We start from the raw sequence: 23,987 nt of genomic DNA on the forward strand, positions 1-23,987 counted from the left end.
ATGTCCTGCCATTGGGCAGGAGTCACTGGGAAGCCTGCACTCTATGCGTCAGCATGAGTGCGGGAGTACGTCACGTATTCATACTCAAGATAGGGTGGACATGGACCCAGAATAGAGGGGGAAGGAGAAGAGGCGCGTAGCATCTGCTACTGTTCTGAGGACATGGCGAGGAGAAGCTGGCACCACCTAAGGAGCCGCCGGCAACCGGCCAGAGCAAGTTTGCAGAAGATAGGAACCTAAGGACAGAAAAATGGCGACAGCGCGACGGGTGGCACGGGTAGCCGAGCTGATCAAACGGGAGGTCAGCCAAATCCTGCTCTCGGAGATCAAAGATGACCGGGTGGGGGCAGGGATGGTCAGCATTGTGGACGTAGAGGTTTCCAATGACCTGCAAAATGCCCGCATCTTCGTCAGCATCTATGGCGATGAAGCGGCCCAGCAGCAGACCATGGAGGGGCTGGCTTCCGCCACTCCCTTCGTGCGGCGGGAAATCGGTCAGCGCCTCGGCCTGCGACGGGTGCCGACGGTGGTGTTTTTGCAGGATCGCTCTTTGGAGCGGGGATCCCGGGTTCTGGCCCTGCTCAACCAACTGAGACAGCCCGCTGAGGCCCAACAACAGGAGGGATCCCACCCTGGGGTTGAGGGAAGGATGGCGGACACCCCTGGGGGTGAAGAAGACGAATTGAGCGAACAAGAATAGTTGCTCGCTTTAAGAGTTGCCCACTTTCGTGCCAACCTGGGGGATCTGCGCTAAAGCTCCGCCTGCTTTGCACAAGCGAGAAAAGAACCTACCTGAATGACCAAGTGGACCGGAGAGGCCTTGGCTTCGCAGCGATGCGGACAACCTCAAAGCAATGTTGTCTCACGGAGAAGTTTTTGGATTTGTTAGGCTTAAGGAAGCCATACGGCCTTTTCCCCGGCCATCTCATCTGTACAGGGCTCAATGTCGGCGGCATGCTTACGCCAACCGGGGCCTTCTGCCCCAATGGGCAGCACCGTCGCTGCCGTAAACCGGCGAAAGGGCTGTAAAGTTGCGGTTTGTGCCTTTTCTGCCTTTTCATGGATGTTCAAAGCCCACTGCAACCGGATCCCGCTTTAGCGGGTGCTACTCCACTCCAAGCTCTGCAAGCTCTGAACCAGAGTGTTGCCGAAGCTTTGGTTTCCTGCTTGAAAGGGCAACCCCAACAAGCCACCCAGCACCTTTTACTGGCTCTGCCGCAGTTAATGGCTGCTCTGGGGGCTTTGAGGCAAAAATCTTCCGTTGGCGTCAGCGGGCCGGAGGCCTTGGTTGAGTCTACAGGCCGGGCCTCAGAAGCCAACCCCAAGCGCATCATTCACATCGAAGGCAACCGCGTGCAAGTGTGGGTGGATAACCAGATTCGGAGCAGTTGGAGCATTTGGTCGGTGGGAGATCTCAAGGAAGTCTGCCGGCTGGCAGAAGAATTTGATTGTGGCCTCAGCTATTCCCTGGGAGATAGCTCAGGGTCGAAGTCAGAAATGCTGCTATTGGCCTCCAGTCCTGCGGAACTGCCGGATCTGCTCTCGAAATCCGAAGACTCTGCTGCCTAGCAGCCCCGTTCTCCGATCGCTGTTTCTCTTGTGACCCCATGCCTATGGCGACACCCCAACGGCTCCAGAAGCTCTTGGCTCAACAGGGGCTGGCCTCCCGTCGCCAGGTGGAAGCCTGGATCCTGGCCGGGCGCATTCGGGTGAACGGGAAGGTGGTCACCGAGCTGGGCTTTAAAGCCGATCCCGAACGGGATCGCGTCGAGGTGGATGGACGGGTGATCCCTTTCGGGGATCCAGCCCGCTACGTTTTGCTCCTGCACAAGCCCCTGGGGGTTTTGTCAACCTGCAAGGATCCGTGGGGGCGCAAGACGGTGCTGGATCTGCTTCCCCCGCCCTGGAACCGGCAGATCCGCCTTTATCCCGTGGGCCGACTGGATGCAGACAGCAGTGGGGCGCTGCTGCTCACCAACGATGGCGACCTGACGCTGAAGCTGACCCATCCGCGCTATCATCTGCCCAAAATCTATCGGGTGCAGGTACAGGGGCGTCCGAGCCGGGCTACCCTGCAACAGTGGCGAGACGGAGTAAACTTAGAGGGGTACACCACTCTGCCGGCAGAGGTGGAGTTCTGCCCTGCTCCCAACTTTGGGTATAGGCAGGATGCCAATTCCTCGTGGCTGAGGGTGGTTTTGTTTGAGGGGCGCAACCGGCAAATTCGGCGCGTAGCGGAGCAGCTGGGGCATCCGGTGCTCAGGCTGCATCGGGAAGCAATCGGCCCGCTGCACCTCGGAAACCTAAAGGCAGGTCAGTTCCGCCTATTGGAGCCCCAAGAGGTTCAGGCTCTGCTAGCCCCTCTTGCCGGTACCGACAGCTTGGCTCTGTTCAGAAGCGCCTCTTTGCACTCTTTCCGTCCCTCTTCATAATTAGCTGTGGGAACTGTGCGCACAATCTCACACTAGCCTCCTCTCTTCCGCAGGTAGCCGAACGATGCAAGAGTCGGAACGCTCTAAGGACTCGGTCCCGCTAACGCGATTGGAAGCCCTGGGATCCCTGTTGCGGCAAACACGAGAGGCACGGGGGCTGACGTTGACAGATGTAGCCAACGATACATTCATCCGCTCCCAATATCTGCAGGCCCTGGAGGAAGCAGACTTGAGTCGGCTGCCGGAGCCGGTTTACGTGCAAGGCTTCATTAAGCGCTATGCCAACTATCTGGGGCTGGATGGCGAGGCTTTATCTCGGCAAGCTTTGCCACTCCTATCTGCCAAAACGCCCCATGCGCTCCCTCCTCTTACTGCTGTTGGCGAACAGCCGGCCTTTGCCCTGCGCCCCTTTCACCTTTGGGCCGCCTATGTGGTGCTGGTCGTGCTGGCGGTGGGAGGGCTGTCGGCTCTTTTGGACGGCACGGGCAACCCCTTTGGGCATTGGCTGGCCAGCCTACAAAGCGGCGAGGGATCCCAGTCGCAGCCGCGAGCAGCTGACTCCCCTGGGCGCAGCCCAGAACCGACCCTTCGCCAGATGTTTCCCACACTGGATCAGTGGACGCGCATCCAGGGGGTTTTCCCCGACGTGTTGGAGGCCCCGCCGCGCAAGCCGGTGCGCCTTGATATTCGCGTGGTAGAGCGTCCCTCCTGGCTACGAGTCATTGCCGATGGACAAACCGTTTTTGAGGCCACCCTGCAGCCGGGGGCGGAGCTGAACTGGGAAGCCGAGCGATCGATTGTGCTGCGCGCCGGCAATGCCGGCGGGGTGTTGGTGACCTTCAACGACCGCGATCTGGGAGTGATGGGAAGGTTTGGAGAGGTGAAAGAGCTGATGTTTGAGCCGGGGCTAGACATTCAATCCTTCCAATCCTTGCAATAGGGATCCGGCTCGGACGGAGGGGCTAAAGGCCTTGATTGGGTTGAGGTAGGGCAGAAGCGATTTGCCACCCTTGGGATTCCAACTGCTGCAGCAGACGCCAGACTTTGTGCAGATCTTTGTCGCCCGGCTGGCGTTCCACACCGCTGGAGAGATCAATGCCGCTGGGCTGGAGGTGGCTGAGGGCCTGCAGAACATTGTCTGGGGTGAGGCCACCGGCCAGGAGCCAGGGCAAGGGCAGAGAGCGGTGGGCCAACTCTGGCCAGTTGAGGGTTTGCCCAGTGCCACCCGCACGCTGGGGGTGATAGGCGTCCAGAAGCAGAGCCTCCACACAGTCGCCGTAGAGGTGGGCTGCCTCCAGATCTGCCAGGTGGCGAATGCGCAGGGCCTTAATGCGGCGAATGCCAGGGAGCCATTCTCCCAGTTGCCGGCACTCTTCTGGCGATTCCCGGCCGTGGAGCTGAACAGCCGTGAGGCCGCCCACTTCCACCCAGGTGGCAATGGTACGGGGATCCGGATCCACAAAGACCCCCACCTTTTCCACATGGCGGGGTAGGGAGGCAAGCCAGCGGGCCTGGGAGAGAGGCAAATAGCGCGGCGTGTTGGGCACTGCGATAAACCCAAGAGCGCTCACCCCCAGCGCGGCGATAGCCTCCGCTTGATCCTGGCGGGTGATGCCGCAGATTTTGACAAACAACCGGCCCATTGGGATCCCTTCCGACAATCCCCTACTTTTGGTCGGGGCGCATTTGCAGACGATCCGGCTGTGCTGGATGAAGCGTGTTGATCCGGCGCACCATTTGCCACAGCCGTCCAAAGTTACGCTGGTTAAAGTGCATCACCAGCCGCGGCAGATGGGCAATCTCTTCCTCTGCTTCTTCCGGCAAAGCCTCGGTTTGCTCGATCCGGCCCGAGTCGAGAATGTCGGCAAACTCTTCGTTTAAGATATCCAGAGCCTGGGGCGAGAGCTTGGCATTCAAGCGCAAAACCAGCAGTTCCCGCACATAGCGATTGCTGTGAAAGATGCGATAAAAATCTAGGATCTGCTGGCAGGCGTCCCCTACATCGTCGGTTAAGGTGTATAAGAAGAGATCTTCCGGGCTGATCAGGCCGCGGCTGAGTAGATGCTCCCGCACATATTCATCCCATTCTTTCCAGTAGCAACCGCCCTTCTTGTCCACCAGCACCAAGGGCATGAGCTTGGTTTTGCCGGTTTGCATCAAGGTCAGACATTCAAAAGCCTCATCCTGCGTACCAAAGCCACCGGGGAAAAGCACCAGCGCATCGGTTTCTTTGACAAAAAAGAGCTTGCGTGAAAAGAAATACTTAAAGTTAATTACCCGATCGCTGGCGGCAATCACAGGATTGGCCATCTGCTCGAAGGGAAGCTGGATATTCAGCCCAAACGAGTTTTCCAGCCCTGCGCCCCGATTGCCGGCTTCCATAATCCCACCGCCGCCCCCCGTCAGCACCATGAACCCTCGCTGGCTGATGCAGTGGGCGAACAACTGTGCCTGGCGGTATTCCGGGCTGTCCGGCCCTACCCGTGCCGACCCAAAAACTGTTACCTTGCGCTGATGGACATAGTTCTGGAAGGCCGCAAAGCCCTGCTCCAGATCCTCAAGCGTGGCCGCTAGGATCTTAGCGTCCAGGCGGCTGAGATTCAGAGATCCCATCCGCTGCAGCGACTGCAAAACGCGCAGCCAAGCCGTCCGGTTGGGGTGATGCTCCAACTGCTTCAGACGAGTCTCGGCGTTGGAGAAAACTTCCTGGAGAAGAGAAGAAAGGGAATCAGCCAAGCCAGAATCCAGAGTTCTCTGTCATTACTTTTTACTGCAATAGGCTATCGACGCTAAATGCTACTTAGGCCTTACCCCCGGATCCAAACATAGCGCTCTGAAGCGTTGAGGGCCGCTCCTCCTGCTAGGACCTTAGCTCTCGGCAGGCGTGTCGAAGTGCTTCTCCAGAATTGTCGTTAGAGTTGCCTTGGGCACAGCGCCGACTACCACATCGACCTTCTGGCCTCCCTTGAAGAGCATCAAAGTGGGAATGCTGCGAATGCCATACTGGCTGGCAGTTTGGGGATTCTCGTCTGTATTAATTTTCACAACCTTAACCTTGCCGGCATACTGCTCGGCTATCTCCTGAACCACAGGAGCCACCATCCGGCATGGGCCACACCAGGGCGCCCAGAAATCCACTAAGACCGGAATATCGCTACGCAGCACCTCTGCCTCAAAGGTAGCATCAGCGACGTCTATTGCTGCAGACATGCTTGGAGAACTCCTGAAACAGTACATACCTGTCACTTCAAGCAATTCTATCACAACTTTCTGGGCTTTTGTTTTAGGCCGCAGCAGGCGCCTGCAATTTTCTGCCGGAGGGTCAGGCTGAACAGGCGAGCTTTTTCCAAGCCGAGCGGGGTATTCTGGACTGAAGGAGTGAGAAAGCGTGCAAGGGCCGATGACATTTGAGCTCGGGCCAGAGGGAAGCAATCAGGCTGAAGCCGAGAAGCGGGCTTCCGTCCAGGAAGTGGCTGTGGATTTTATTCGCCACGGCATAGCCGAAGAAGCGCAAGCGGGAGTGGAGGACGCTTTTCGCGCCTTGACCGATGAGGGACGCAAGCGCTGCCGCAAAATTGCCCGCCAACTCAAGGATATGGGCTGGAAGTGGGATCTCCTGCTCACCAGTCCCCTTGTGAGGGCGCGGCAGACGGCGGAGATTTTTTTCGACGAGAACTTGGCCGAAGCTCTAGAAGTGTTTGAGCCGCTGGCCCCGGACGGCAGCTTCGCCGACCTGGTGCGCTGGCAGGCGGAGCGGGATCCCTTCACGTCTCTGGCCTTGGTCGGCCACCAGCCGGATCTGAGCCTGTGGATACAGGCGGCTATTGGCCTGCAGCCGGCCAATCCCCAGGCCATTACCCTCAAAAAGGCAGGCTTGGCCCAGGTGCGCTTTGCAGAAGGCCGTATCGACTATTGCCAGGGATCCCTGACGTTGTTGCTTTCTCCCAAAGTGATATTGCGCTGACTCTGCCCCCCTGATGTAGCTGTGCGAACGTGGCAGCTAGCGTTAACTTTTGTTAAGGTGGTACAAACACCCAGGCGTAGGGAGCATTTCACGATGGCTAAGATCTTCACCCCTGAATTCAACCAGTTTGAGACCATCAACGCCACTCAGCTAGAAATCGCAGGAGCCCCGCACTGTACCCGTAGGGTCAGTGTCGGGAGGAATGCGCTTTGATGAAGTACAATGAACTTATGAGCCAAGTCCTGACCATATCCTGCAAGCTCAAGGTGTCCCCGTCGCAAGCCGCCAAATTGGACGCGACTTTGGAGGCTTTTGGCCAAGCCTTGAACTGGGTCAACCAAAACACACCCGAGAAAGTCGCCAACGCCGTTAAGCTCCAGTCTCTGTGCTACCGCGAAATCCGGGCCCGGTTCGGCTTGTCCAGTAACTTGGCTCAACAGGTGTGCAGACGGGTGGCAGGCGCTCGCAAAGTGGCGAGACAGCGCAACCGTCCGGTTAAAGAGTTCAAGCGTAGGTTCGTTACCTACGACGCACGTATCTTTTCATTCCGCGAGAAAGACTGGACGGTGTCGCTGACCACGGTTGAAGGGAGAGAACGCTTTGAGCTAGCCATTGGTAACTACCAGAGGGGAATGCTGGCTGGTTCTAACCCAAAAGCTGCCACCCTAGTCCAGCGGAAGGATGGCTCCTACTACATCCAGATTTGCGTAGAGAAAAAGCCACCCAAGCAACAAGATACCGACAAGGTGATCGGGGTGGACTTGGGGAGGACAGATATTGCCCATACGTCAGAGGGGGACAACTGGAATGGACAGCAGTTGAACAAAGTCCGAGACCACTACTCCCGGTTGAGGGCGGTACTCCAACGCAAAGCCAGTAAGGGCACCCGCAGTTCGCGGCGCAGATGCAGAGAACTGTTGCAACGGCTGTCTGGCAAGGAGAGGCGCTTTCAGGCGTGGGTCAATCATCGCATCTCTAAAGCTATTGTCTCTAGGGCAAAAGCTACCAACAGCGCTATCGCCCTGGAAGACCTGACAGGGATCCGGGAAAGGGTCAATCAACAGCCACGCAGCAAAACCGAGCGGCGCAGGGCCAACAGTTGGGCGTTCTACCAGCTACGCCAGTTTCTGGAATACAAGGCGAGAGTTGCAGGGGTTTCTCTGGTTCTTGTGCCGCCTGCCTACACGTCGCAGACCTGTCACAAATGTTTACACATCCATCCCGATCCTGCGCAATCCTACCGCAGTGGCAAGTCGTTCAAGTGTGGGCACTGTGGATGGGAAGGGGATGCGGATTTGAATGGTGCGAATGTGATTGCGCTTTTGGGGGCTGTCGTAAACCAGCCTAGAGGTTCGGGCCTGTTTTGTTCTCTGGTAGAGCAGAACAGGCTCAGGGCTACTGAAAGCCCGCTCCGTACCGCTTAGCGGTCGGAGCCGGGTAGTTTACGCGTGGTCTTTGTTTTTTACCATCAGCGCCTCCGACCGGCTCCTGGGGGAAGACCCGGCTGTTGGCCGCTACATTACGCTGGCCCTGTTCAGTGCCATTCTCACCGGGATCCTGAATGTGCTGCTAGCGCTGTAGTTGGCGGACGGTCTGAGGCTTTCTGAGACCTCGGTCTTTTGCGTTGTCAAGGGCCCGCCGGCAGTAGGGCTTGGCCTGAGGCAAGGGGGATCCTGCTCTCAGGTTTTTTGCTTTTGAATGGGAGAGGATCCCTTGTTTTTTCTCAGGGTTCTTCTCATGAGCGCTTCGATAAGTTCCCTCAAAACCGAACGTCTGGCGGCGGCCTTGCCCGCCGAGCTGCCGCTGCTGCTTGCGCCAGCGGGGGATTGGGAGTGTGCAAAGGCGGCGGTGGAAAACGGAGCCGATGCCATCTATTTCGGGCTGGAACGGTTCAACGCTCGCCTGCGCGCCCGCAACTTCACCGAAGCGGATTTGCCGGAGCTGATGGCCTGGCTGCACCGGCGCGGGGTGCGGGGCTACGTAACTTTAAATACCTTGGTCTTTCCCGAGGAGCTGGAGGAGGCGGAACGGTACATCCGCGCGATGACAGCAGCGGGAGTAGACGCGGTCATTGTGCAGGATGTCGGCATTGCCCGCCTGGTTCGGCATCTTTCTCCCGATTTCCCCATCCACGCCTCGACGCAGATGACTGTCACCAGCGGCGTGGGAGCTGAGTTTGCCGCCGAGCTGGGCTGCGAGGTGGTGGTGCTGGCGCGGGAGTGTTCCCTCAAGGAAATAGCCAAGATCCGCGCCCATCTGGAAGAGAGGGGATCCCCAATTGCTCTGGAGGTGTTTGTCCATGGGGCCCTCTGCGTGGCCTACTCCGGGCAATGTCTGACCAGCGAAGCCCTGGGAGGACGCTCGGCCAACCGTGGAGAATGCGCCCAGGCCTGTCGCCTGCCCTATGAGCTGGTGGTGGACGGGATCCGGCGCGACTTGGGCGAGAAGCGGTATTTACTCAGCCCCCAGGATCTGGCCGGGCTGGAGGTGCTGCCGGAGCTGGTCAAGCTGGGGATCCACTGTTTGAAAATTGAAGGCCGCCTGAAATCGCCGGAATATGTAGCTAATGTAACGCGCATCTATCGGCGGGCCTTGGACGCTCTGGGGGCAGGGCAGGCGTGGCAGCCCTCAGCCCAGGAATGGTATGAGCTGGAGATGAGCTTTTCCCGCGGCTTGTCCACCGGCTGGCTGCGGGGCATCAACAACCAGGAGCTGGTACACGCCCGTTTTGGCAAAAAGCGGGGGGTTTACCTGGGGCAGGTGCTGAAGATCGAAGGGGATCAGGTGGGGGTGCGCCTAGAAGCCCCCCTCAAGCCGGGGGATGGGGTGGTCTTTGACCAGGGAGAGCCGGAGCTGCCCGAGCAAGGAGGGCGGGTTTACTGCGTGCAGGAGAGGCAGGGGTTGGCCTGGCTCGGCTTTGCCCGGGGGGCCGTTGACTGCAAACGCCTGCGGGTGGGGGATCGCCTCTGGAAGACCAGCGACCCGGAGCTAGAAAAGCGCCTGCGCCAGAGCTATGCCGGGGATCAGCCTCGCTTTCAACGCCCCATCCACCTGGAAGTGCACGGCCAGGCTGGACTGCCACTGACCCTGATCCTACGGGACGAAGAGGGCCACGTGGTGCAGGTGGATTCCCCACTGCCTTTGCAACCCGCTCGCCAGCAGCCCCTCACCGACGAGAAGCTGCGGCAGCAACTGGGCCGCCTAGGGGGCACGCCCTTCCGGCTGGGATCCCTGCACAACGCCCTGGAGGGAGAGGTGATGCTGCCGGTCAGCGTCCTCAACCAGATGCGGCGCCAGGCGGTGGAGCAGTTGCAAGCGCTGCGGGCCCGGCCCCGCCGCTGGCAGCTCAATCCTGAAGCCCGCTGGCAAGACCTGCTGCCGCCCCAGGAGCAAGCCGAGCTGGGATCGCCCCAGCTAGTGGTGTTGGTGCGGGAGCCGGAGCAGGTGCCGGCGGCGCTTGCCTGTGGCATCCGGCAGATCTACCTGGAGTTTGAGGATCCCCGTCGCTACCGAGAAGTTATCCGCGCTACCAAAGCTGCTCACCCTGAGGTGGAGCTGTGGGCGGCCCCACCCCGCATCACCAAGCCGGGAGAGACCTGGATTTTAAAACAAGTGTTGGCGGCAGGAGCCGATGGCTACCTGGTGCGCAACTACGACCACCTGCGCTTTTTTGCCAACCAGCGCTGCATTGGCGATTTTTCCTTGAACGTGGCCAATCCCCTCGCCGCCCATTACTTGAAAACCCGCTACCGCCTGGAGCGCCTGACCGCCTCCTATGACCTCAACCACGAGCAACTGGGATCCCTGCTGGAGGCCGGCCCCGCCCACTGGTACGAGGTTACCATCCACCAGCACATGCCCATGTTCCACATGGAGCACTGCGTCTTCTGCGCCTTTCTCTCCAGCGGCACGGATTACACCAACTGTGGTCGCCCCTGCGAAAAACACCAGGTAAAGCTAAGGGATAGGGCCAATGTGGAGCACATCTTGAAAGCGGATGCCGGCTGTCGCAACACCCTCTACAACGGCAAAGCCCAGACTGGGGCAGAATATGTGCAAAAACTGCTGGATCTGGGGCTGCGCTATCTGCGCATCGAGTTCCTCCAGGAGTCTCCTGCGGAGATCCAACAAACTCTGCGTTGTTACCAGCAACTCCTTCAGGGCCAGATGAGTGGCTCTCAACTGTGGCGCCAGCTGAAGCTCCACAGCCAGCTAGGGGTAACACGCGGTTCTCTGGAAAGTTGACGAGGGACGCCCATGCTCTTTTCGCCGCAGCAGATGCTCCCCCCCGCCCTCTACCCCCTCCTGCACCGGAGCCTGAAGACTCTTTTCCCGGAGGCTCTCTGGGAGCTGCCCCCGCATCCTAAGCAGCAGGTGGCCCTTACCTTTGACGACGGCCCCCACCCGCAGCACACGCCAGCTCTCTTACGGGTTTTGCAGGAGTTTCAGGTGCCGGCCACCTTCTTTGTGTTGGGGGAACGGGTGCAGCGCTGGCCCCACCTGGCCCGGAAAATCCGCCAACAGAGCCACGGCATTGGCCTGCACGGCTGGCAGCACCGCTCGTTTACCCAGCTTAGCCGAGGCGAACTGCTACAGAGCTTGCGACGCAGCCAGGATACCCTCGTGGCTGCCTGTGGCGGCACCCCAGAAGAGTATCGGGCCGTGCGCCCCCCCAACGGTCTCTTCTGGCCCCGGACGCTAACTGACTTGCGCTCCTGGGGGTATTTACCGGTGATGTGGAGTGTGGTGCCGGAGGATTGGCTCTGCCCGCCGGTGGCCGTGGTGGTGGAGCGGGTGCTCAACCAAGTCCGGCCCGGCTCCCTCATCGTGCTCCATGATGGTGTCCAGGGGGGAGCCCAAGTAGCCGAGGTAACGCGCCAGTTGATCCCGGCCTTGAGAGAAGAGGGGTTTGACTTTGCCGGCCTGCCGGATCCCGCAGACCTTCCCAGTTGCGGAAAAGATTGAATACAGTAGGAGTCAGCCATCGACAAGGAGGCAAGCCATGGGCGCGCGCAAGATCATCTACGGCATTTTTGGGCAGCGGGCCGGCAGCGTTATTGTCGGCACTTGGAACTGGCTGTGGGGGATCCCAGTGGACAAGGGCGGCACAGGGGCGGTGATGGTGGCAGAAGAATCGCTGCGGGCCATGCAAGAAACGGTGCAACGCCTCACCGAAGCCGTCGCCACCCAGGTGGCCGCCTACCAGCGCGCCGAACAGAAATACATGCAAAAGGTGCGCGAGTACCGGGCCCTGGAGAACAAAGCCCGCCTGGCCGCCCAACGGGGGGATCAAGAAGCCGCCCGCCTGGCCATGGCAGAAGCGCTGCGCATTGAAGCGATTCTCGGCCCGCTTAAGGAGAATGTGGAAACAGCAGAGCGCTACGTCACCGCTGCCAAGCAAAAGCTGGCCCGCGAAAAAGAGCGGCTGGCGGCCTACAAGAGCGAGCTGAGCAACCTCAAAGACATCTACGAGGTGAACAAAGCCCTTGAACAGATGACCCGCGTTAACAACGCCTATAGCATTGACTCGGCCAAGTCCCAATTCGAGGCGGCCAAGAACGCCATCCAAGCTCGCCAGCTCAAGGCGCGCGCCCTGAGCGAGCTCTCCGAGGATCGCAGCGAGCAACTTGCCGCCCAACTGGACGAAATGGCCCTCGACGACGAGGTCTCCCGCCGCCTGGCCATGCTCACCGGCCAAGGAGGCGGCTCGGCCAATCTGCCCTTGCCGGATCTGGATTTCGAGAAGCGGCTTCCCCAATAGTGGGGATCCCTTCTGGCTATTGCTCCGCCTTGTCGGGGCTTTTCCTTACGCTGAGGTGTCGTTCCCAGGAGATAGGGTAAACCTAGTCCTCGGCGAAATCGGCCTCCACCACCCCACCGGTCTCGGGGCTGGCAGCCACTGCCTGCGCCGGGACGGCTTGTGCCACCTGTGGCACTTGCACGAGCTGGGGCGTGAAAACGAACAGGTTGTAGACCGTGTTGCGGCGGATGTTGTCCATCATCTCCAGGAACAGCTCGTAGCCCTCGTTCTTGTATTCGATGAGGGGATCCCGTTGCCCATAACCCCGTAGGCCCACCGCTTCCCGCAAGGCCTCCATCTGCTGCAGGTGCTCCCGCCAGAGGGTGTCCACCTGCTGCAACAGGAAAAAGCGCTCCGCCTTCCGCATCAAGCCGGGCTCGAACGTATCCAAGAAAGCCTCTTTGGCCTCGTAGGCCAGCTCCGCCTGCTTGATCAGGTGGTCTAGGATTTCCTGATAGGAGAGATCCCGCAAGTCGTCGGCCTTGAGGTTCTCTTTGAGCAGGGGCACAAACTCCTGCATCTTGGCGGTCAGCTTGTCGATTTCCCACTCTTCCGGCGGCAGCTCCGGGTTGACGTGGGCCCGCACGATCTCTTCAACGGTCTTGCGCATGTAGTCGAGGATCTTGGGTTTGAGGTTCTCCCCTTCCAGGATGCGCCGCCGCTCCGAGTAGATGGCCCGCCGCTGGTTGTTCATTACCTCGTCGTACTCGAACACCTGTTTGCGCAGGTCAAAGTAATACACTTCCACCTTGCGCTGCGCGTTCTCCAGGCTGCTGGAAAGCAGCGGGTGCTCGATGGGCATGTCTTCGTCTACCCGGAACATGTCCATCAGCTTGGCCACCCGCTCGCCACCGAAGATCTTGAGCAGGTTGTCTTCTAGGCTGAGGAAAAAGCGCGAGGAGCCAGGGTCTCCTTGCCGTCCGGCGCGGCCCCGCAACTGGTTGTCGATGCGGCGGGACTCGTGGCGCTCCGTGCCGATGACATGCAAGCCCCCCAGCCGCACCACCTCCTCGTGTTCGGCCTCTGTGACCTTTTCGTACTCGGCCTTGATGCTGTTGTAGACCTCCCGCAGTTGCAAGATCAGAGGATCCTGCACCGGCGCCTTCTCCGAGGCCACCGCGATGAGATCTTCCACCACCAGCTCCGGCAGACGGTTCAACCCGTACTTGGCCACTGCGGCTGCCACCACCTCGTCCAAAGCCTGGCTGGTGCGGGCCGACAGCTCACAGGGGTAAAAGTTGGGAGAGACCACCGTCCAGGATTTTTTCGGCTTGGGCGAGGTTCCGCCAAACCCTTGCCCACCGCCCCGTCCCACCATGGGAACGGATCCCAGGGGGTTGTCGGCGTCCAGTTGGGCCAGCTTGGGCATCAGCCGTTCCCGCAGCTTGAGGCGGGCCATGTACTCCGGATTGCCGCCCAAAATAATATCCGTGCCCCGCCCGGCCATGTTGGTAGCAATGGTTACAGCACCTTTGCGTCCTGCCTGGGCGATGATTTCCGCCTCCCGTTCCACGTTCTCCGGTTTGGCGTTGAGGAGGTTGTGGGGGATCCCCATTTCCTTGAGCATGGCCGAGAGGCGTTCGGATTTCTCCACGCTGGTGGTTCCCACCAAAACAGGGCGCCCCTGGGCGTGCATGTGGGCAATCTCCTCGGCGACCGCTTTCCACTTGGCGTTTTCGGTCTTGTACACCAAATCGGGGGCATCTTTGCGGCGAATGGGCCGGTTGGTGGGGATCACCGTGACTTCTAGGTTGTAGGTTTTGCTGAACTCGGCTTCCTCGGTGCGGGCAGTGCCTGTCATGCCGGAGAGCTTGGGGTAGAGCAGGAAGAGGTTTTGGTAGGTGATGGTGGCCAGGGTTTGGCTCTCGTTTTGAATCGGCACCCCCTCCTTGGCCTCCACCGCCTGGTGCAGCCCGTCCGACCAGCGGCGACCGGGGAGCACCCGCCCGGTGAACTCGTCCACGATCACCACCTCTTGGTTGCGGACGATGTAGTGGACATCCCGGATGAAGAGCTCCTTGGCCTTCACTGCATTAAAGACAAAGTGCGCCCAGGGATCCTTGGGATCGAACAGGTCGGAGACCCCCAGCAGCCGCTCCGCCGCCTCAAACCCTTCGTCGGTGAGGATGACGTTGCGGGCTTTTTCGTCCACCTCGTAGTGCTCGTCCCGGATCAGCTCCCGCGCCACCTGAGCCGCCTTGAGGTATTTTTCGGAGGGGCGGGCCATCTGGCCGGAGATGATCAGGGGAGTGCGGGCCTCGTCGATGAGGATGGAGTCCACCTCGTCGATGATGCAGTAGTTAAAGGGCCGCTGCATCACCTCTTTGATGTCGGTGGCCATGTTGTCCCGCAGGTAGTCGAAGCCCAGCTCGCTGTTGGTGCAGTAGGTGATGTCGCAGTGGTAGCTGCGCCGCTTCTCGTCGGTGGACATGCCCTCTTGCACCAGGCCGACGGTCAGGCCCAGGAAGCGGTGCACCTGCCCCATCCACTCCGAGTCCCGCCGGGCCAAGTAGCCGTTGACAGTAACGATGTGAACCCCTTTCCCGGTCAGGCCGTTGAGATAGGCAGGCAAGGTGGCGACCAGGGTTTTCCCTTCGCCAGTTTTCATCTCGGCAATCTGGCCCTCGTGCAGCACCATGCCGCCAATGAGCTGCACATCGTAGTGGCGCAAGTTGAGAACCCGCTTGGCCGCTTCCCGCACCACTGCAAAAGCCTCGGGCAGGAGATCGTCGAGGGACTCCCCTCTATCCAAGCGCTGGCGAAACTCGGTGGTCTTGGCCCTGAGCTCCGCATCCGAAAGGGAGGCGATCTCAATCTCCAGCGAGTTGATCAGCTTGACAACAGGCAGGTACTTGCGGATCTTGCGATCGTTGGGATCCCCAAGGAGCTTCTGGAGAATTTGGAGCATGGGCAAGCCTAGGCCAATCATTAAAGTAGCGATATAGCGCAATTTTACCATTCCAATTGGCTTGGCCGGCCAGCCCAGCCAAGACGGCAACAGCCCTTTGCCAAGAAAGCCCCAAGCCCTGGAGGGGGGAAAGTGCTTGCGGCCAAGGGCAAGAAGATGTCAGGCTAGGGAAGCGAAGGGATCCCAGGGCTTATGAACTTTCTAGGCGTTGGACTGCCGGAAATGCTGGTTATCTTTGCGGTGGCCCTCTTGGTGTTTGGGCCGCGCAAGCTGCCGGAGATTGGCCGTGCCCTAGCCAAAACCTTGCGCAGCTTGCAGGATGCCGCCAGAGAGTTTGAGGCCCAGTTAACCCAGGAAGCCGAGGAGCTGGAAAAGGCCGCCCGCACAGCCGCTCCCAAGGGCGCCAAAACAGCAGCTCCAGCCCCAACCCAAACCAACTCGACCGGCACAGCCGACCCGTCCACAAAGCCGGCTGCCGAAGCAGAGCCTGTGGCCGCCGCATCCCCGTCCGAGGGCTCGTCAACGGCGGATGCTGCCTAGTCTATGCCCCGCTGCAACCTGCTCTGTTTCGGCATGGAGATCACGCACCTGTTCGTTTTGCTCCGGCGGAGGTAGCAGCCGGGCTGCGGCAACACGGCCAAAACCCCTCCGACTCCGAGATCTCACCAGGAGCTGCCCCCTGCCGGCTCCTCGGCGACGATGGGGATTCGCATCGACCTCAGGCGTTGGGATGGTCGGCCGGTGGATCCCTGGTTGTTGCAGGAGATCAACCGACAGGACTGAAACCCCTTGGCCAGGGGTGCTTGCTCGGAGACCGATCCAGGCCCTAGGGTAAAGGGGCGAGCTCTTTGCGCCTCTATGCCCATGGCCACCCTGTTGGTCTCTTGCCCCGATCAAAAAGGGCTGGTAGCCAAGCTCTCTAACTTTATCTACAGTTACGACGGCAACATTCTTCACGCCGACCACCACACAGATCTCGAGGCAGGGCTGTTCCTGAGCCGCATCGAGTGGGACCTAGAGGGCTTTCGCTTGGAACGCTCGGAGATTGTCCCCGCTTTCTCTGGGATTGCCCGCGGGATCCAGGCCAACTGGGAGCTGCATTTTTCCGACACGCGCCGGCGCATTGCGGTGTGGGTTAGCAAGCAGCCCCACTGTCTGCTGGATCTCATCTGGCGGCAGAGGGCTGGGGAGCTGCTGGCGGAGATTCCTTTGATCATCAGCAACCATCCCGATTTGGAGCCGCTGGCCCGCTCTTTTGGCATTGACTACTACCACATCCCTGTTTCTCCGGAGAACAAGGCCGAGGCAGAGGCCCGCCAGCTCGCCCTGTTGCAGGAATATCGCATTGACCTGGTGGTCTTGGCCAAGTACATGCAGGTGCTGAGCGGGTGGCTGCTCCGCCAGGCGCCGCCGGTGATCAACATTCACCACTCCACCCTGCCTGCCTTTGCCGGCGCCAACCCCTACCAGCGCGCCCACCAGCGGGGCGTCAAGATCATCGGCGCCACCGCCCACTACGCCACCGAGGAGCTGGACGAAGGGCCGATCATCGAGCAGGACGTGGTGCGGGTAAGTCACCGCGACACAGTAGCCGACCTCATTCGCAAGGGCCGCGACATGGAGCGCCTAGTCCTGGCCCGGGCCGTGCGCTATCACCTGGAAAATCGCGTGCTGGTCTACCACAACAAGACTGTGGTGTTCGCTTGAAGGAGCTGCGCCGTTCCCCAGGATTGCAGAGCCGCGCTCCCGAAAGAGAGCTGCTCTGCCAAACTGGAAAACAAAAGTAGAGGTGGGATTATGGCCTTCGATTGGTTTCGCCGTCGCTACACCGACTTCAAGGGCGAAGCAGAATCTTCTCCCCCAAATGCCGAGTCGACGCCTCCCCCAGCGGCAGAGTCGGCAGCGATGTCGCCGGAGGACTATTTGGCTTTTGCCAAGGCCGCCTATGCCAACCTGAAAGCGCGAGCTGCTGCCCAAGCCACTCAAGCAAAGGTTGTCTCCCCAGCCACCCCTGCAGCAGAATCGCCTGCAAGCGAGGGCTCTGCCCCAGCAGTTGCAGCAACTGAGGCAGTCTCTCCCCCATCGCCTCCTGAGCAGTCGGCTGCTGCGGCCTCCTTCTTTGATCTGGCCCCCCGTGCTGCCGAGCGCCTGCAAGCCCTAAAGGCAACCGCTGTGGAGGAACCGGAGCCAATGGCGGCAGCCGTGGCTGCCCCGCCCCCAGAGCCGGCGGCGGAAGAGGTGGTTTTCGACGAGGGCTTTCGCTGGTCAGCCGAGATCCTGGCAGCCCAAGGGCGCAAGCCCGAAGAGATCTCCGTAGAAGAGATCTCCTGGCTGCAAAAGCTGCGGCGAGGCTTGGGCAAAACCCGCCTCAACCTGATCAACCAGTTAAAGGCTCTAATAGGCCGGGGGCCTCTTGATCAAGAGGCGGTCGAAACAATTGAGACGATGCTGCTGCAGGCGGATGTGGGAGTTGAGGCCACTGAGCAGATCATCCAGGCCCTGCAAAAACGCATGCGCGAGGAGGTGGTGCCCCCCGAGGAGGCGGTGAAGTACCTCAAGCAGCAGATGCGCCAGATGCTGACAGTAGGGGATCCCACCTTTGCGCCGCAGCGGGGCAGGCTCAACATTTGGCTGATCGTCGGCGTGAATGGGGTGGGCAAGACCACCACCATCGGCAAAATTGCCCATGTGGCCCGCGAGTCCGGCTACCAGTGTCTAATTGCTGCCGCCGATACCTTCCGCGCTGCTGCCGTCGAGCAGCTCAAGATCTGGGCAGAACGGGCGGGGGTGGAGGTCATCGCCAACCCGTCTCCCAATGCCGACCCGGCAGCCGTGGTGTTTGATGCCATCAACGCCGCCAAGGCCAGAGGTACGGAGCTGCTGCTGGTGGATACGGCAGGCCGCCTGCAAAACAAGAAAAACCTGATGGAGGAGCTGGCCAAGATCCGCCGCATCATTGACAAGAAAGCTCCCGAAGCCAAGGTGGAAAGCCTCTTGGTCTTGGATGCCACCCAAGGGCAAAACGGCCTGCGCCAGGCCCAGGTGTTTGCCGAAGTGGCCAAGCTAACCGGCGTCATCCTCACCAAGCTGGACAGCACCGCCAAGGGGGGGATTGCCCTGGCCATTACCCAGCAGATGCACTTGCCCATCCGCTTTATCGGCGCCGGCGAAGGGCTGGAGGACCTGCGGCCTTTTTCCAGCTACGAGTTTGTGGAAGCTCTGCTAAGTGAGTATTGAGGCAGCCCCTTGCTGGGCAGAGCCACCGTGAACGAGATACCCACAGCTCCCAATTGGGTTGGGCGTCGCCCTCGCCGCCTGAAACCGGTGGGGGCGGGAAGGATGCAGAGGCTCTGCAAGAACTGGTGGCCACCTCGGTGTTGTCGAGGCTGTTGAGAGCATCTGCCAAGAGCTGCGATCCACCAGGGCTGAGTTTTGGGAGTTCACCGACGGGGGAGAACTTCTACTATGGTCGAACTGCACCTGCAACCCCATGCTGGTTTCAGGGCTTGACCTGTCTGGCAGATAAGCTGGAGAGCGCCTCTGGATCCCTGGAGCTTCCCCTTCGCGTCAGTGGTGCGTAGCGCTAAAAAAAGGCCAGATCCCTTGTCGCAGAGTTTAGTCTGGTCAGAGCGGCTACTTGGTGTCGTTCCAGAGGGCTTGTTCATGCGTCCTTTCGGCAACCCCAACCGTTTGGGCAGTTCTCCTGGCGGGGGATCCCTGCCCGGATCCAGCTCTTTTGTGCAGTTTCGCCGCGACCCGCACCTGCTGTCCTTTTGGGGCCTGAGCCTGGTGATCATGGGCCTGGCAGTGCCGCTGTTTGTGCTCTCGGGGGCGGATCCCAGTTTGGCCGGCTGCGACGAGAGCTTTTATGCCCAGATGGCCCGCGAGCTGCTGCGGGGGAGCAACTGGCTGGGGCCGACTTTTTTGGGGGAGCCTTTTTTCGAGAAACCCCCTCTGCTCACCTGGAGCGTGGCCCTCAGCTTTGCCCTCTACGGCATCAACGAATGGGCGGCGCGGCTGCCCGGGATCCTGGCGGCTCTGCTTTCTATTCCTCTGGTGGGCTGGATTGGGCGAGCCTTTTTGCCAACCCGGGCGGCCCTCTTGGGCATGGCGGTTTTGCCCCTCTGCTACCTCTGGGTGCAGCAGGGGCGGCTGGTGGGGCAGGATGTGCCTCTAACCTGCCTGGAGCTCCTGGGGATCCTAGGCCTAGTGAACGGCATCCGCGGCCACCGGCGCTGGTTCTGGTTGGCGGGAGTGGCCTTTGGACTGGGCCTTTTGATGAAGAGCGCCATGATCCTGCTGCCGGCGGTGGCTTTGATCCCCTACCTGTGGCAGCAGCGGCGGCACTGGCTGGGATCTGCCCAATTTTGGCTGGCAATTGGCCTGGGCTTGGGGATCTTTGGCCTGTGGCTAGTGCCGGCTGTAGGGGTGCACGGCCCAAAGGTGTTAGCTGCTTTGGTGGGGAAGGTGTGGGATCTGGGGCGAGAACCTTTCCATGCCGATGCCAGCGGCTGGTACTACTTTTGGCACATCCCGATCCATGGCTTCCCTTGGACAGTTTTGGCCTTGGTGGGAGGCTGGCTGCTGCTGCGGCAAAAGCCGGGATCCACCCTGCTGGTTTGGTCTTTCCCCCTGCTGTTGTTTTTGCTCTTGCAGCTCTACCCCACCAAAACCCCCTACTACACGGTACAGCTCTATCCCTGGCTGGCTCTCCTGGCGGGGGTAGTCCTCGATCAAGCTCTGCCGTTTCCGCTCCGCACCGGCTCGGTGGCAACAGCGGGACGAGGTTCTCGGCGAAACAAACCCCCCCTAGCCCAGGTGCTCTCTTGGGGGCTGGCGGCGGTGGGAACCCTGCTTTTGGGTTTGGGGGTGGCCGTCAGGCGGGACGTCGAGGGACTGGGTCTGCTCCAACCCCACGCTTGGCCATTGATGGCGATCGGCCTGTTGTATCTGCTCTTGCCAGCGATCTGGAGCTGGCGGCGGGTGCTGCATTATGCCGGCGAACTCTGGGTGGGCACGCTTCTAGCTGCCAGCATCCTCACCATGGTCAGCATTGTTCTGCGGCCTGACTTCGGCAATTTCAATCCCGCCTTTGCCCAGCTGGACTGGAAACAGATGCTGGGCTCTGACAAGGGCGATTTCCCCGTAGTGGACATTGGCCGCAGTGGTCTGCCAGATGTCTGTCAGGCCCAGGCCATCGCCTTTTACACCCCCAACCCAGGGCGATGGGTGGATGACGCCGCCCTGCAAGCAGGAGAACATGGGGATTACCTGTGGGTCTCTCCCGTCCAAGCTCAGCAGCTATCGCTCCAGGATTTGGGGCTGCAGCCTTTGGCCGAGGTAGAGGGTTGGCAACTGGTGCGCCGCTTGGGATCAGCCGGCGGGGAGCTTTCTCCCTCTCCCTAGCAAAAGACCCCAAAGGCCACCGCCAGCTTGCCATCCCCCAAAGGAGCCCAGGTTCCCCAGGCAATCGGCAAGGTACCCTTCACGGCTTTGCAGGCTTCTGGGCTGCCATCTAACCGGAACCCCTCAGCTAGAAGCCGCAGCAGCCCCGCACTGTACCCCCCTCAATCCCCCTGCCCCCCGTATACGGGGGGTTGGGAGGGAAGGGGGGGCGGTCGGAGCCGGGTAGTTTACGCAGCTCGGAAAAGCCAGTTGCCGGAGTGGGATCCTGTCGATGGAGGCAGCTCCTTCTCAAGAGCAAACGCCAAGGCTAGAGTCGCTTTGCCATGGGCAAGGTCGGATTCGAACCGACACGGTTTCCCGCCGCATTTTGAGTGCGGTGCGTCTACCAGTTCCGCCACTCGCCCAGGCTTGAACCATTATCCTACTGAACCGGCGAAACCTCGTCAACCACCCCTACGCGCCGCGGGCTTGCTCGAGTTGCTGGGCTTTTTGCCGCAGCTTGCGGGTTTGCTCCATCACCTCCTCCAGATCTTCCTGGGAGAGGCGCTCTACGTAGTTGATCTTGATCTCTTCCAGCAAGTCTTGCAGCAGGGAGCGGATCTCATCCAGAGCATGTTGCTGGGTAAGTTCACCTGCCAAGACTTCGCCAAATCGCCGCAACAGTTGGGCCACCAGCTTGGAGCCGACGGGATCCTCGAAGCTGTTGGTCAAGGCTTTGTAGGTGGTGGTGGTCAGCTCGCCGGCCAGGCGCTCCGTCAGTTGGCTGGGCAGGGATCCGAGGCCGGGCAGCCGTTCCAGGGTTTGCAGGGCGGGGAGTTGTTTGAGCAGGCCATCCAGGTTGTAGCGGAGCCATTGCTCCACCTCCGGCTGAACCTGGGGCAAGACGCGGTAGAGGACGGTGCGAAAAACCAGGTTGGCAATGGCTTCCAGCTCGTTGATCTCGTTGAGGTCGATGTAGCTGCGGGAGGGATCGGCTGCCGGCAGCAGGGGCAGGGATCCCCGCTGGATGGATGCCTGGATTTGGTTGATCACCCGCACGACGATGACCTCGGTCAGGTCTTCGGCGAAGTTGGTGACAAAGCCCTGGCTTACCTGGGCCCGGACCCGCTCCAGATCCAGCAACTGCGCCTGTCCCAGCCGGATGGTGACGGGGATCACCCGCAGCCAGCGCCAAAAGGGCAACAGCAGCAGCACATCGTACCAGCGCCAGAGCATGGCATCCAGCCAATTGACGCCGGTGTAGCGGCGGCTGATGGCCACCGTGCGCAGGACAAATTCCAGCCCAAACAGCAACACAAAGGGAAAATCCAGCAGCGGAAAAAAGTCCACGGGGCTGCCGCTCTCGCCGATGGGGCGGGAGTAGTTGGTCTCGAAGAGGGGGCGCAGCCGGGCCTGGAAAAATTCGATCCCGTCTTTGGGATCGACGCTGGCCAAGTATTCGGCAGTCCAGAAGCGGGCGAAGGCGGCCCTGGCCGAGTCGGCTCCGGGGATGTGCTCCCGCATCAAGTTGAGGATGCGCACAAACTGGCCGGTTTTGTTGGCGGCCTGAAAGGGGTTGGTCTCGATCATCTCGTCGCTCAGTTGCCGCAAGCGGGCCAGGAGCGGCGCCGCCGCTTCCGACTCCACCCCAAAGCGCAGGGTGACCTGGCGCAGCTCATCCACCAGGGCCAAGTAGCGCTGGGTTTCCGGGTTGGGCTCAATGCCTTTCACCGGGTCATACAGGTCGGTTACCGGGGAGCGGCTGGTCTGTTGGGAGAGGATGGGCAGGGGAATGGGAGGGCCAAAGGCGCCGAAGATCTGCACCCGCCCCTGGAGCCAAAAGTCCCGCCAGGGCACGTAGCTGAGGTCGAAGAGCACCCAGCACAGGTTGCTCAGGGCCAGCAGAGCCATTCCTCTTTCGTAGAGGAGCAGCCAGCGACTTCGTCCCTTGCGAACAGAACGTTTGATAATGCGTCGGGCCGCGTTCATGATCTCGGGCAACGGGTCGGGTGAAGCCAGCCCTAGCCTACCACCCCTGGCTTGAGCTTCTCTGGGCCGCGGCAAGCTGTTGCACAACCTGGCCGAACTGCTGCCAGATGGCCTCTGCCTGTGGCCCCACCTGGCGCAGGATCCAGCCCTGACAGACGGGATCCGGAGACTTGACCAGCCAGTGTGGGGATTCTGTCCCGCTGACGTGAACGGTCGGCCAAGTGGGTTCCGGCCAGTCCCCCAGCAAATACAGGGATCCCCAGCAGAGATGGGATCCCAGCACCGACGCGGTGGAGACATGCTGGTGGGGAAAGCGGAGATCGATGTGTTCTTGCAGCCAGAGCTTTTTCTGGCGGCTAGCAGATGGGCTCCCGGCAGCGACCCAAACCCGCAAGCTGCTGGAAAGGCGCCGAAACTGCCAGCATTCCCCCATGGCCAGCCGCCCGGCCGTCCAGATCTCGGCATAGGCCAGGCGGGCACTGGGATCCAGCTCGATCTGCACCTGTTGGCGGAAGTCTGCTCCTGCGCCGGGAATGGTCGGGTGAGGGATCCAGATCAGTTGGCTGGTGGGGGCCAGCTTGACCTTGGCCTGTTGCCGGATCAGGCCGGGGTGGAGGCGGGTTGCCCCCTGGGTGCGAATTGCCAGCCCTGCGCCTGCCCCCAGCTCGATCGCGATGCGGTGGCGATCCCCGCCCAGCAGGCCGCCGTTGGGGTTGCGCAGGTAATAGAGGGGCGGCTCACCGGGGGATCCCAGCCATTGCAGGGGGGCCTGAGAATACTCCCAAATGCGGGCATGTTCGCCTTGGCGGCTGATCTTCAAGAGGGCCTTGCCGAAGGTCACAGGCGGCTTACAGAGGGGGAGTTAGCCTGGATGGGGCAAAAGAGCACCTCCCGCTTCAGCCAGCTCAGGATCTGATCCAGTCCCTCGCCCGTGCGCAGGTTGGTAAAGACAAAGGGCCTGTCTCCCCGCATGCGGCGGGCATCCCGTTCCATCACCCCCAAGTCCGCCCCCACATAGGGCGCCAGGTCGATCCTGTTGATCACCAGCAGGTCGGAGCGGGTGATCCCCGGCCCCCCTTGCGCGGGATCTTGTCCCCTTCGGCCACATCAATAACATAGATGCAGGCATCCACCAGCTCTGGGCTGAAGGTGGCCGCCAAGTTATCCCCTCCCGATTCCACCAAGATGGGATTCAGGGGACAGAAGCGGCGCTCCAGCTCCTGAATGGCATCGAGGTTGAGGGAGGCGTCTTCCCGAATGGCCGTGTGGGGACAGCCGCCGGTCTCCACGCCGATGATCCGCTCCGCCGCCAGCGCCTTGGCCCGCACCAAAAACTCGGCATCTTCGCGGGTATATTAGTCTCCACGGCCAAAGACAAGGGATCCCGCAGTGCCAGACAGAGCTTTTCCACCAGGGCGGTCTTCCCGGATCCCATCGGGCCGCCAATGCCAACCCGCACCGGCTGAGCAGTCTGCGCCATTTTGCCCGACCTCTGATACCTGATACTCT

General features: G+C 60.7%; 20 protein-coding genes, 1 tRNA gene and 1 pseudogene. 14 read left to right on the top strand and 8 right to left on the bottom strand.

Features of this window, described 5'->3' with window-relative positions; genetic code table 11:
- The first annotated feature begins 250 nt into the window (after window positions 1-250).
- The 4 genes from rbfA to NW848_RS15380 all read left to right on the top strand — a co-directional run bounded on the left by rbfA (window position 251) and on the right by NW848_RS15380 (window position 3,372).
- A complete protein-coding gene (rbfA, locus tag NW848_RS15365) occupies window positions 251-700 on the top strand; it encodes a 30S ribosome-binding factor RbfA (protein WP_414402961.1) in 450 nt (149 codons plus the stop codon).
- Window positions 701-1,284: 584 nt separating this feature from the next.
- Window positions 1,285-1,569, top strand: coding sequence for a hypothetical protein (locus NW848_RS15370; protein ID WP_414511355.1), 285 nt, complete (start codon window positions 1,285-1,287; stop codon window positions 1,567-1,569).
- A 44-nt stretch (window positions 1,570-1,613) separates the two neighbouring features.
- Window positions 1,614-2,432: a pseudouridine synthase gene (locus NW848_RS15375; RefSeq protein WP_011429664.1), complete on the top strand. Its 819-nt coding sequence runs from the start codon at window positions 1,614-1,616 to the stop codon at window positions 2,430-2,432.
- A gap of 64 nt (window positions 2,433-2,496) precedes the next feature.
- On the top strand, window positions 2,497-3,372 hold the full coding sequence (locus NW848_RS15380; protein ID WP_099812362.1) for a helix-turn-helix domain-containing protein: 876 nt from the start codon (window positions 2,497-2,499) through the stop codon (window positions 3,370-3,372).
- Window positions 3,373-3,394: 22 nt separating this feature from the next.
- Here the strand turns inward: NW848_RS15380 and NW848_RS15385 are convergent, their stop codons facing one another.
- The 3 genes from NW848_RS15385 to trxA all read right to left on the bottom strand — a co-directional run bounded on the left by NW848_RS15385 (window position 3,395) and on the right by trxA (window position 5,642).
- Complete coding sequence (locus NW848_RS15385) at window positions 3,395-4,075, bottom strand: phosphoribosylanthranilate isomerase (RefSeq protein ID WP_011429662.1); 681 nt, start codon at window positions 4,073-4,075, stop codon at window positions 3,395-3,397.
- 22 nt (window positions 4,076-4,097) lie between these two features.
- On the bottom strand, window positions 4,098-5,168 hold the full coding sequence (locus NW848_RS15390; RefSeq protein ID WP_414402960.1) for an LOG family protein: 1,071 nt from the start codon (window positions 5,166-5,168) through the stop codon (window positions 4,098-4,100).
- 132 nt (window positions 5,169-5,300) lie between these two features.
- Window positions 5,301-5,642: a thioredoxin gene (trxA, locus tag NW848_RS15395; RefSeq protein WP_011429660.1), complete on the bottom strand. Its 342-nt coding sequence runs from the start codon at window positions 5,640-5,642 to the stop codon at window positions 5,301-5,303.
- A gap of 190 nt (window positions 5,643-5,832) precedes the next feature.
- On the opposite strand from trxA, the gene sixA reads away from it, so the two are divergent.
- From sixA to NW848_RS15425, 6 genes are all read left to right on the top strand, one after another.
- Window positions 5,833-6,396 (top strand): phosphohistidine phosphatase SixA, encoded by a 564-nt coding sequence (sixA, locus tag NW848_RS15400; protein ID WP_083759151.1) that lies wholly within the window; start codon window positions 5,833-5,835, stop codon window positions 6,394-6,396.
- Between the two features lie 230 nt (window positions 6,397-6,626).
- A complete protein-coding gene (locus NW848_RS15405; RefSeq protein WP_011429658.1) occupies window positions 6,627-7,820 on the top strand; it encodes an RNA-guided endonuclease InsQ/TnpB family protein in 1,194 nt (397 codons plus the stop codon).
- 31 nt (window positions 7,821-7,851) lie between these two features.
- On the top strand, window positions 7,852-7,977 hold the full coding sequence (locus NW848_RS15410) for a hypothetical protein (protein WP_011429657.1): 126 nt from the start codon (window positions 7,852-7,854) through the stop codon (window positions 7,975-7,977).
- A gap of 156 nt (window positions 7,978-8,133) precedes the next feature.
- Window positions 8,134-10,641 carry a DUF3656 domain-containing U32 family peptidase gene (locus NW848_RS15415; RefSeq protein ID WP_414402750.1) on the top strand — a complete coding sequence of 836 codons (2,508 nt, stop codon included), beginning with the start codon at window positions 8,134-8,136 and terminating at the stop codon, window positions 10,639-10,641.
- Between the two features lie 12 nt (window positions 10,642-10,653).
- Entirely contained in the window at window positions 10,654-11,361 is a 708-nt protein-coding gene (locus NW848_RS15420; RefSeq protein WP_414402749.1) for a polysaccharide deacetylase family protein, read from the top strand.
- 37 nt (window positions 11,362-11,398) lie between these two features.
- Complete coding sequence (locus tag NW848_RS15425; protein WP_099884191.1) at window positions 11,399-12,157, top strand: PspA/IM30 family protein; 759 nt, start codon at window positions 11,399-11,401, stop codon at window positions 12,155-12,157.
- 82 nt (window positions 12,158-12,239) lie between these two features.
- Here the strand turns inward: NW848_RS15425 and secA are convergent, their stop codons facing one another.
- Window positions 12,240-15,095, bottom strand: a complete 2,856-nt coding sequence (secA, locus tag NW848_RS15430) for a preprotein translocase subunit SecA (protein ID WP_414402753.1) — start codon at window positions 15,093-15,095, stop codon at window positions 12,240-12,242.
- A 201-nt stretch (window positions 15,096-15,296) separates the two neighbouring features.
- Between secA and NW848_RS15435 the strand changes: the two genes are divergently transcribed.
- The 4 genes from NW848_RS15435 (at window position 15,297) to NW848_RS15450 (ending at window position 20,510) form a co-directional block, all read left to right on the top strand.
- Complete coding sequence (locus NW848_RS15435) at window positions 15,297-15,644, top strand: TatA/E family twin arginine-targeting protein translocase (protein WP_099884193.1); 348 nt, start codon at window positions 15,297-15,299, stop codon at window positions 15,642-15,644.
- A gap of 318 nt (window positions 15,645-15,962) precedes the next feature.
- A complete protein-coding gene (gene purU, locus NW848_RS15440) occupies window positions 15,963-16,811 on the top strand; it encodes a formyltetrahydrofolate deformylase (protein ID WP_414402748.1) in 849 nt (282 codons plus the stop codon).
- A 90-nt stretch (window positions 16,812-16,901) separates the two neighbouring features.
- Window positions 16,902-18,341, top strand: coding sequence for a signal recognition particle-docking protein FtsY (ftsY, locus tag NW848_RS15445; protein ID WP_414402747.1), 1,440 nt, complete (start codon window positions 16,902-16,904; stop codon window positions 18,339-18,341).
- Window positions 18,342-18,767: 426 nt separating this feature from the next.
- Window positions 18,768-20,510, top strand: a complete 1,743-nt coding sequence (locus NW848_RS15450; RefSeq protein ID WP_414508239.1) for an ArnT family glycosyltransferase — start codon at window positions 18,768-18,770, stop codon at window positions 20,508-20,510.
- A gap of 324 nt (window positions 20,511-20,834) precedes the next feature.
- On the opposite strand, the gene NW848_RS15455 is transcribed toward NW848_RS15450, so the two are convergent.
- From NW848_RS15455 to ureG, 4 genes and pseudogenes are all read right to left on the bottom strand, one after another.
- Window positions 20,835-20,914 (bottom strand) — tRNA-Leu (locus NW848_RS15455).
- 49 nt (window positions 20,915-20,963) lie between these two features.
- Window positions 20,964-22,478: a hypothetical protein gene (locus NW848_RS15460; protein ID WP_414508233.1), complete on the bottom strand. Its 1,515-nt coding sequence runs from the start codon at window positions 22,476-22,478 to the stop codon at window positions 20,964-20,966.
- 37 nt (window positions 22,479-22,515) lie between these two features.
- Window positions 22,516-23,319, bottom strand: a complete 804-nt coding sequence (locus NW848_RS15465) for an urease accessory protein UreD (RefSeq protein WP_099812369.1) — start codon at window positions 23,317-23,319, stop codon at window positions 22,516-22,518.
- Window positions 23,316-23,958 (bottom strand): annotated as a pseudogene (gene ureG / locus NW848_RS15470) (urease accessory protein UreG). Before ureG ends, NW848_RS15465 begins: the two are co-directional and overlap by 4 nt.
- Between the last annotated feature and the right edge of the window lie 29 nt (window positions 23,959-23,987).

It is taken from the genome of Synechococcus sp. RC10A2 (assembly GCF_047502605.1).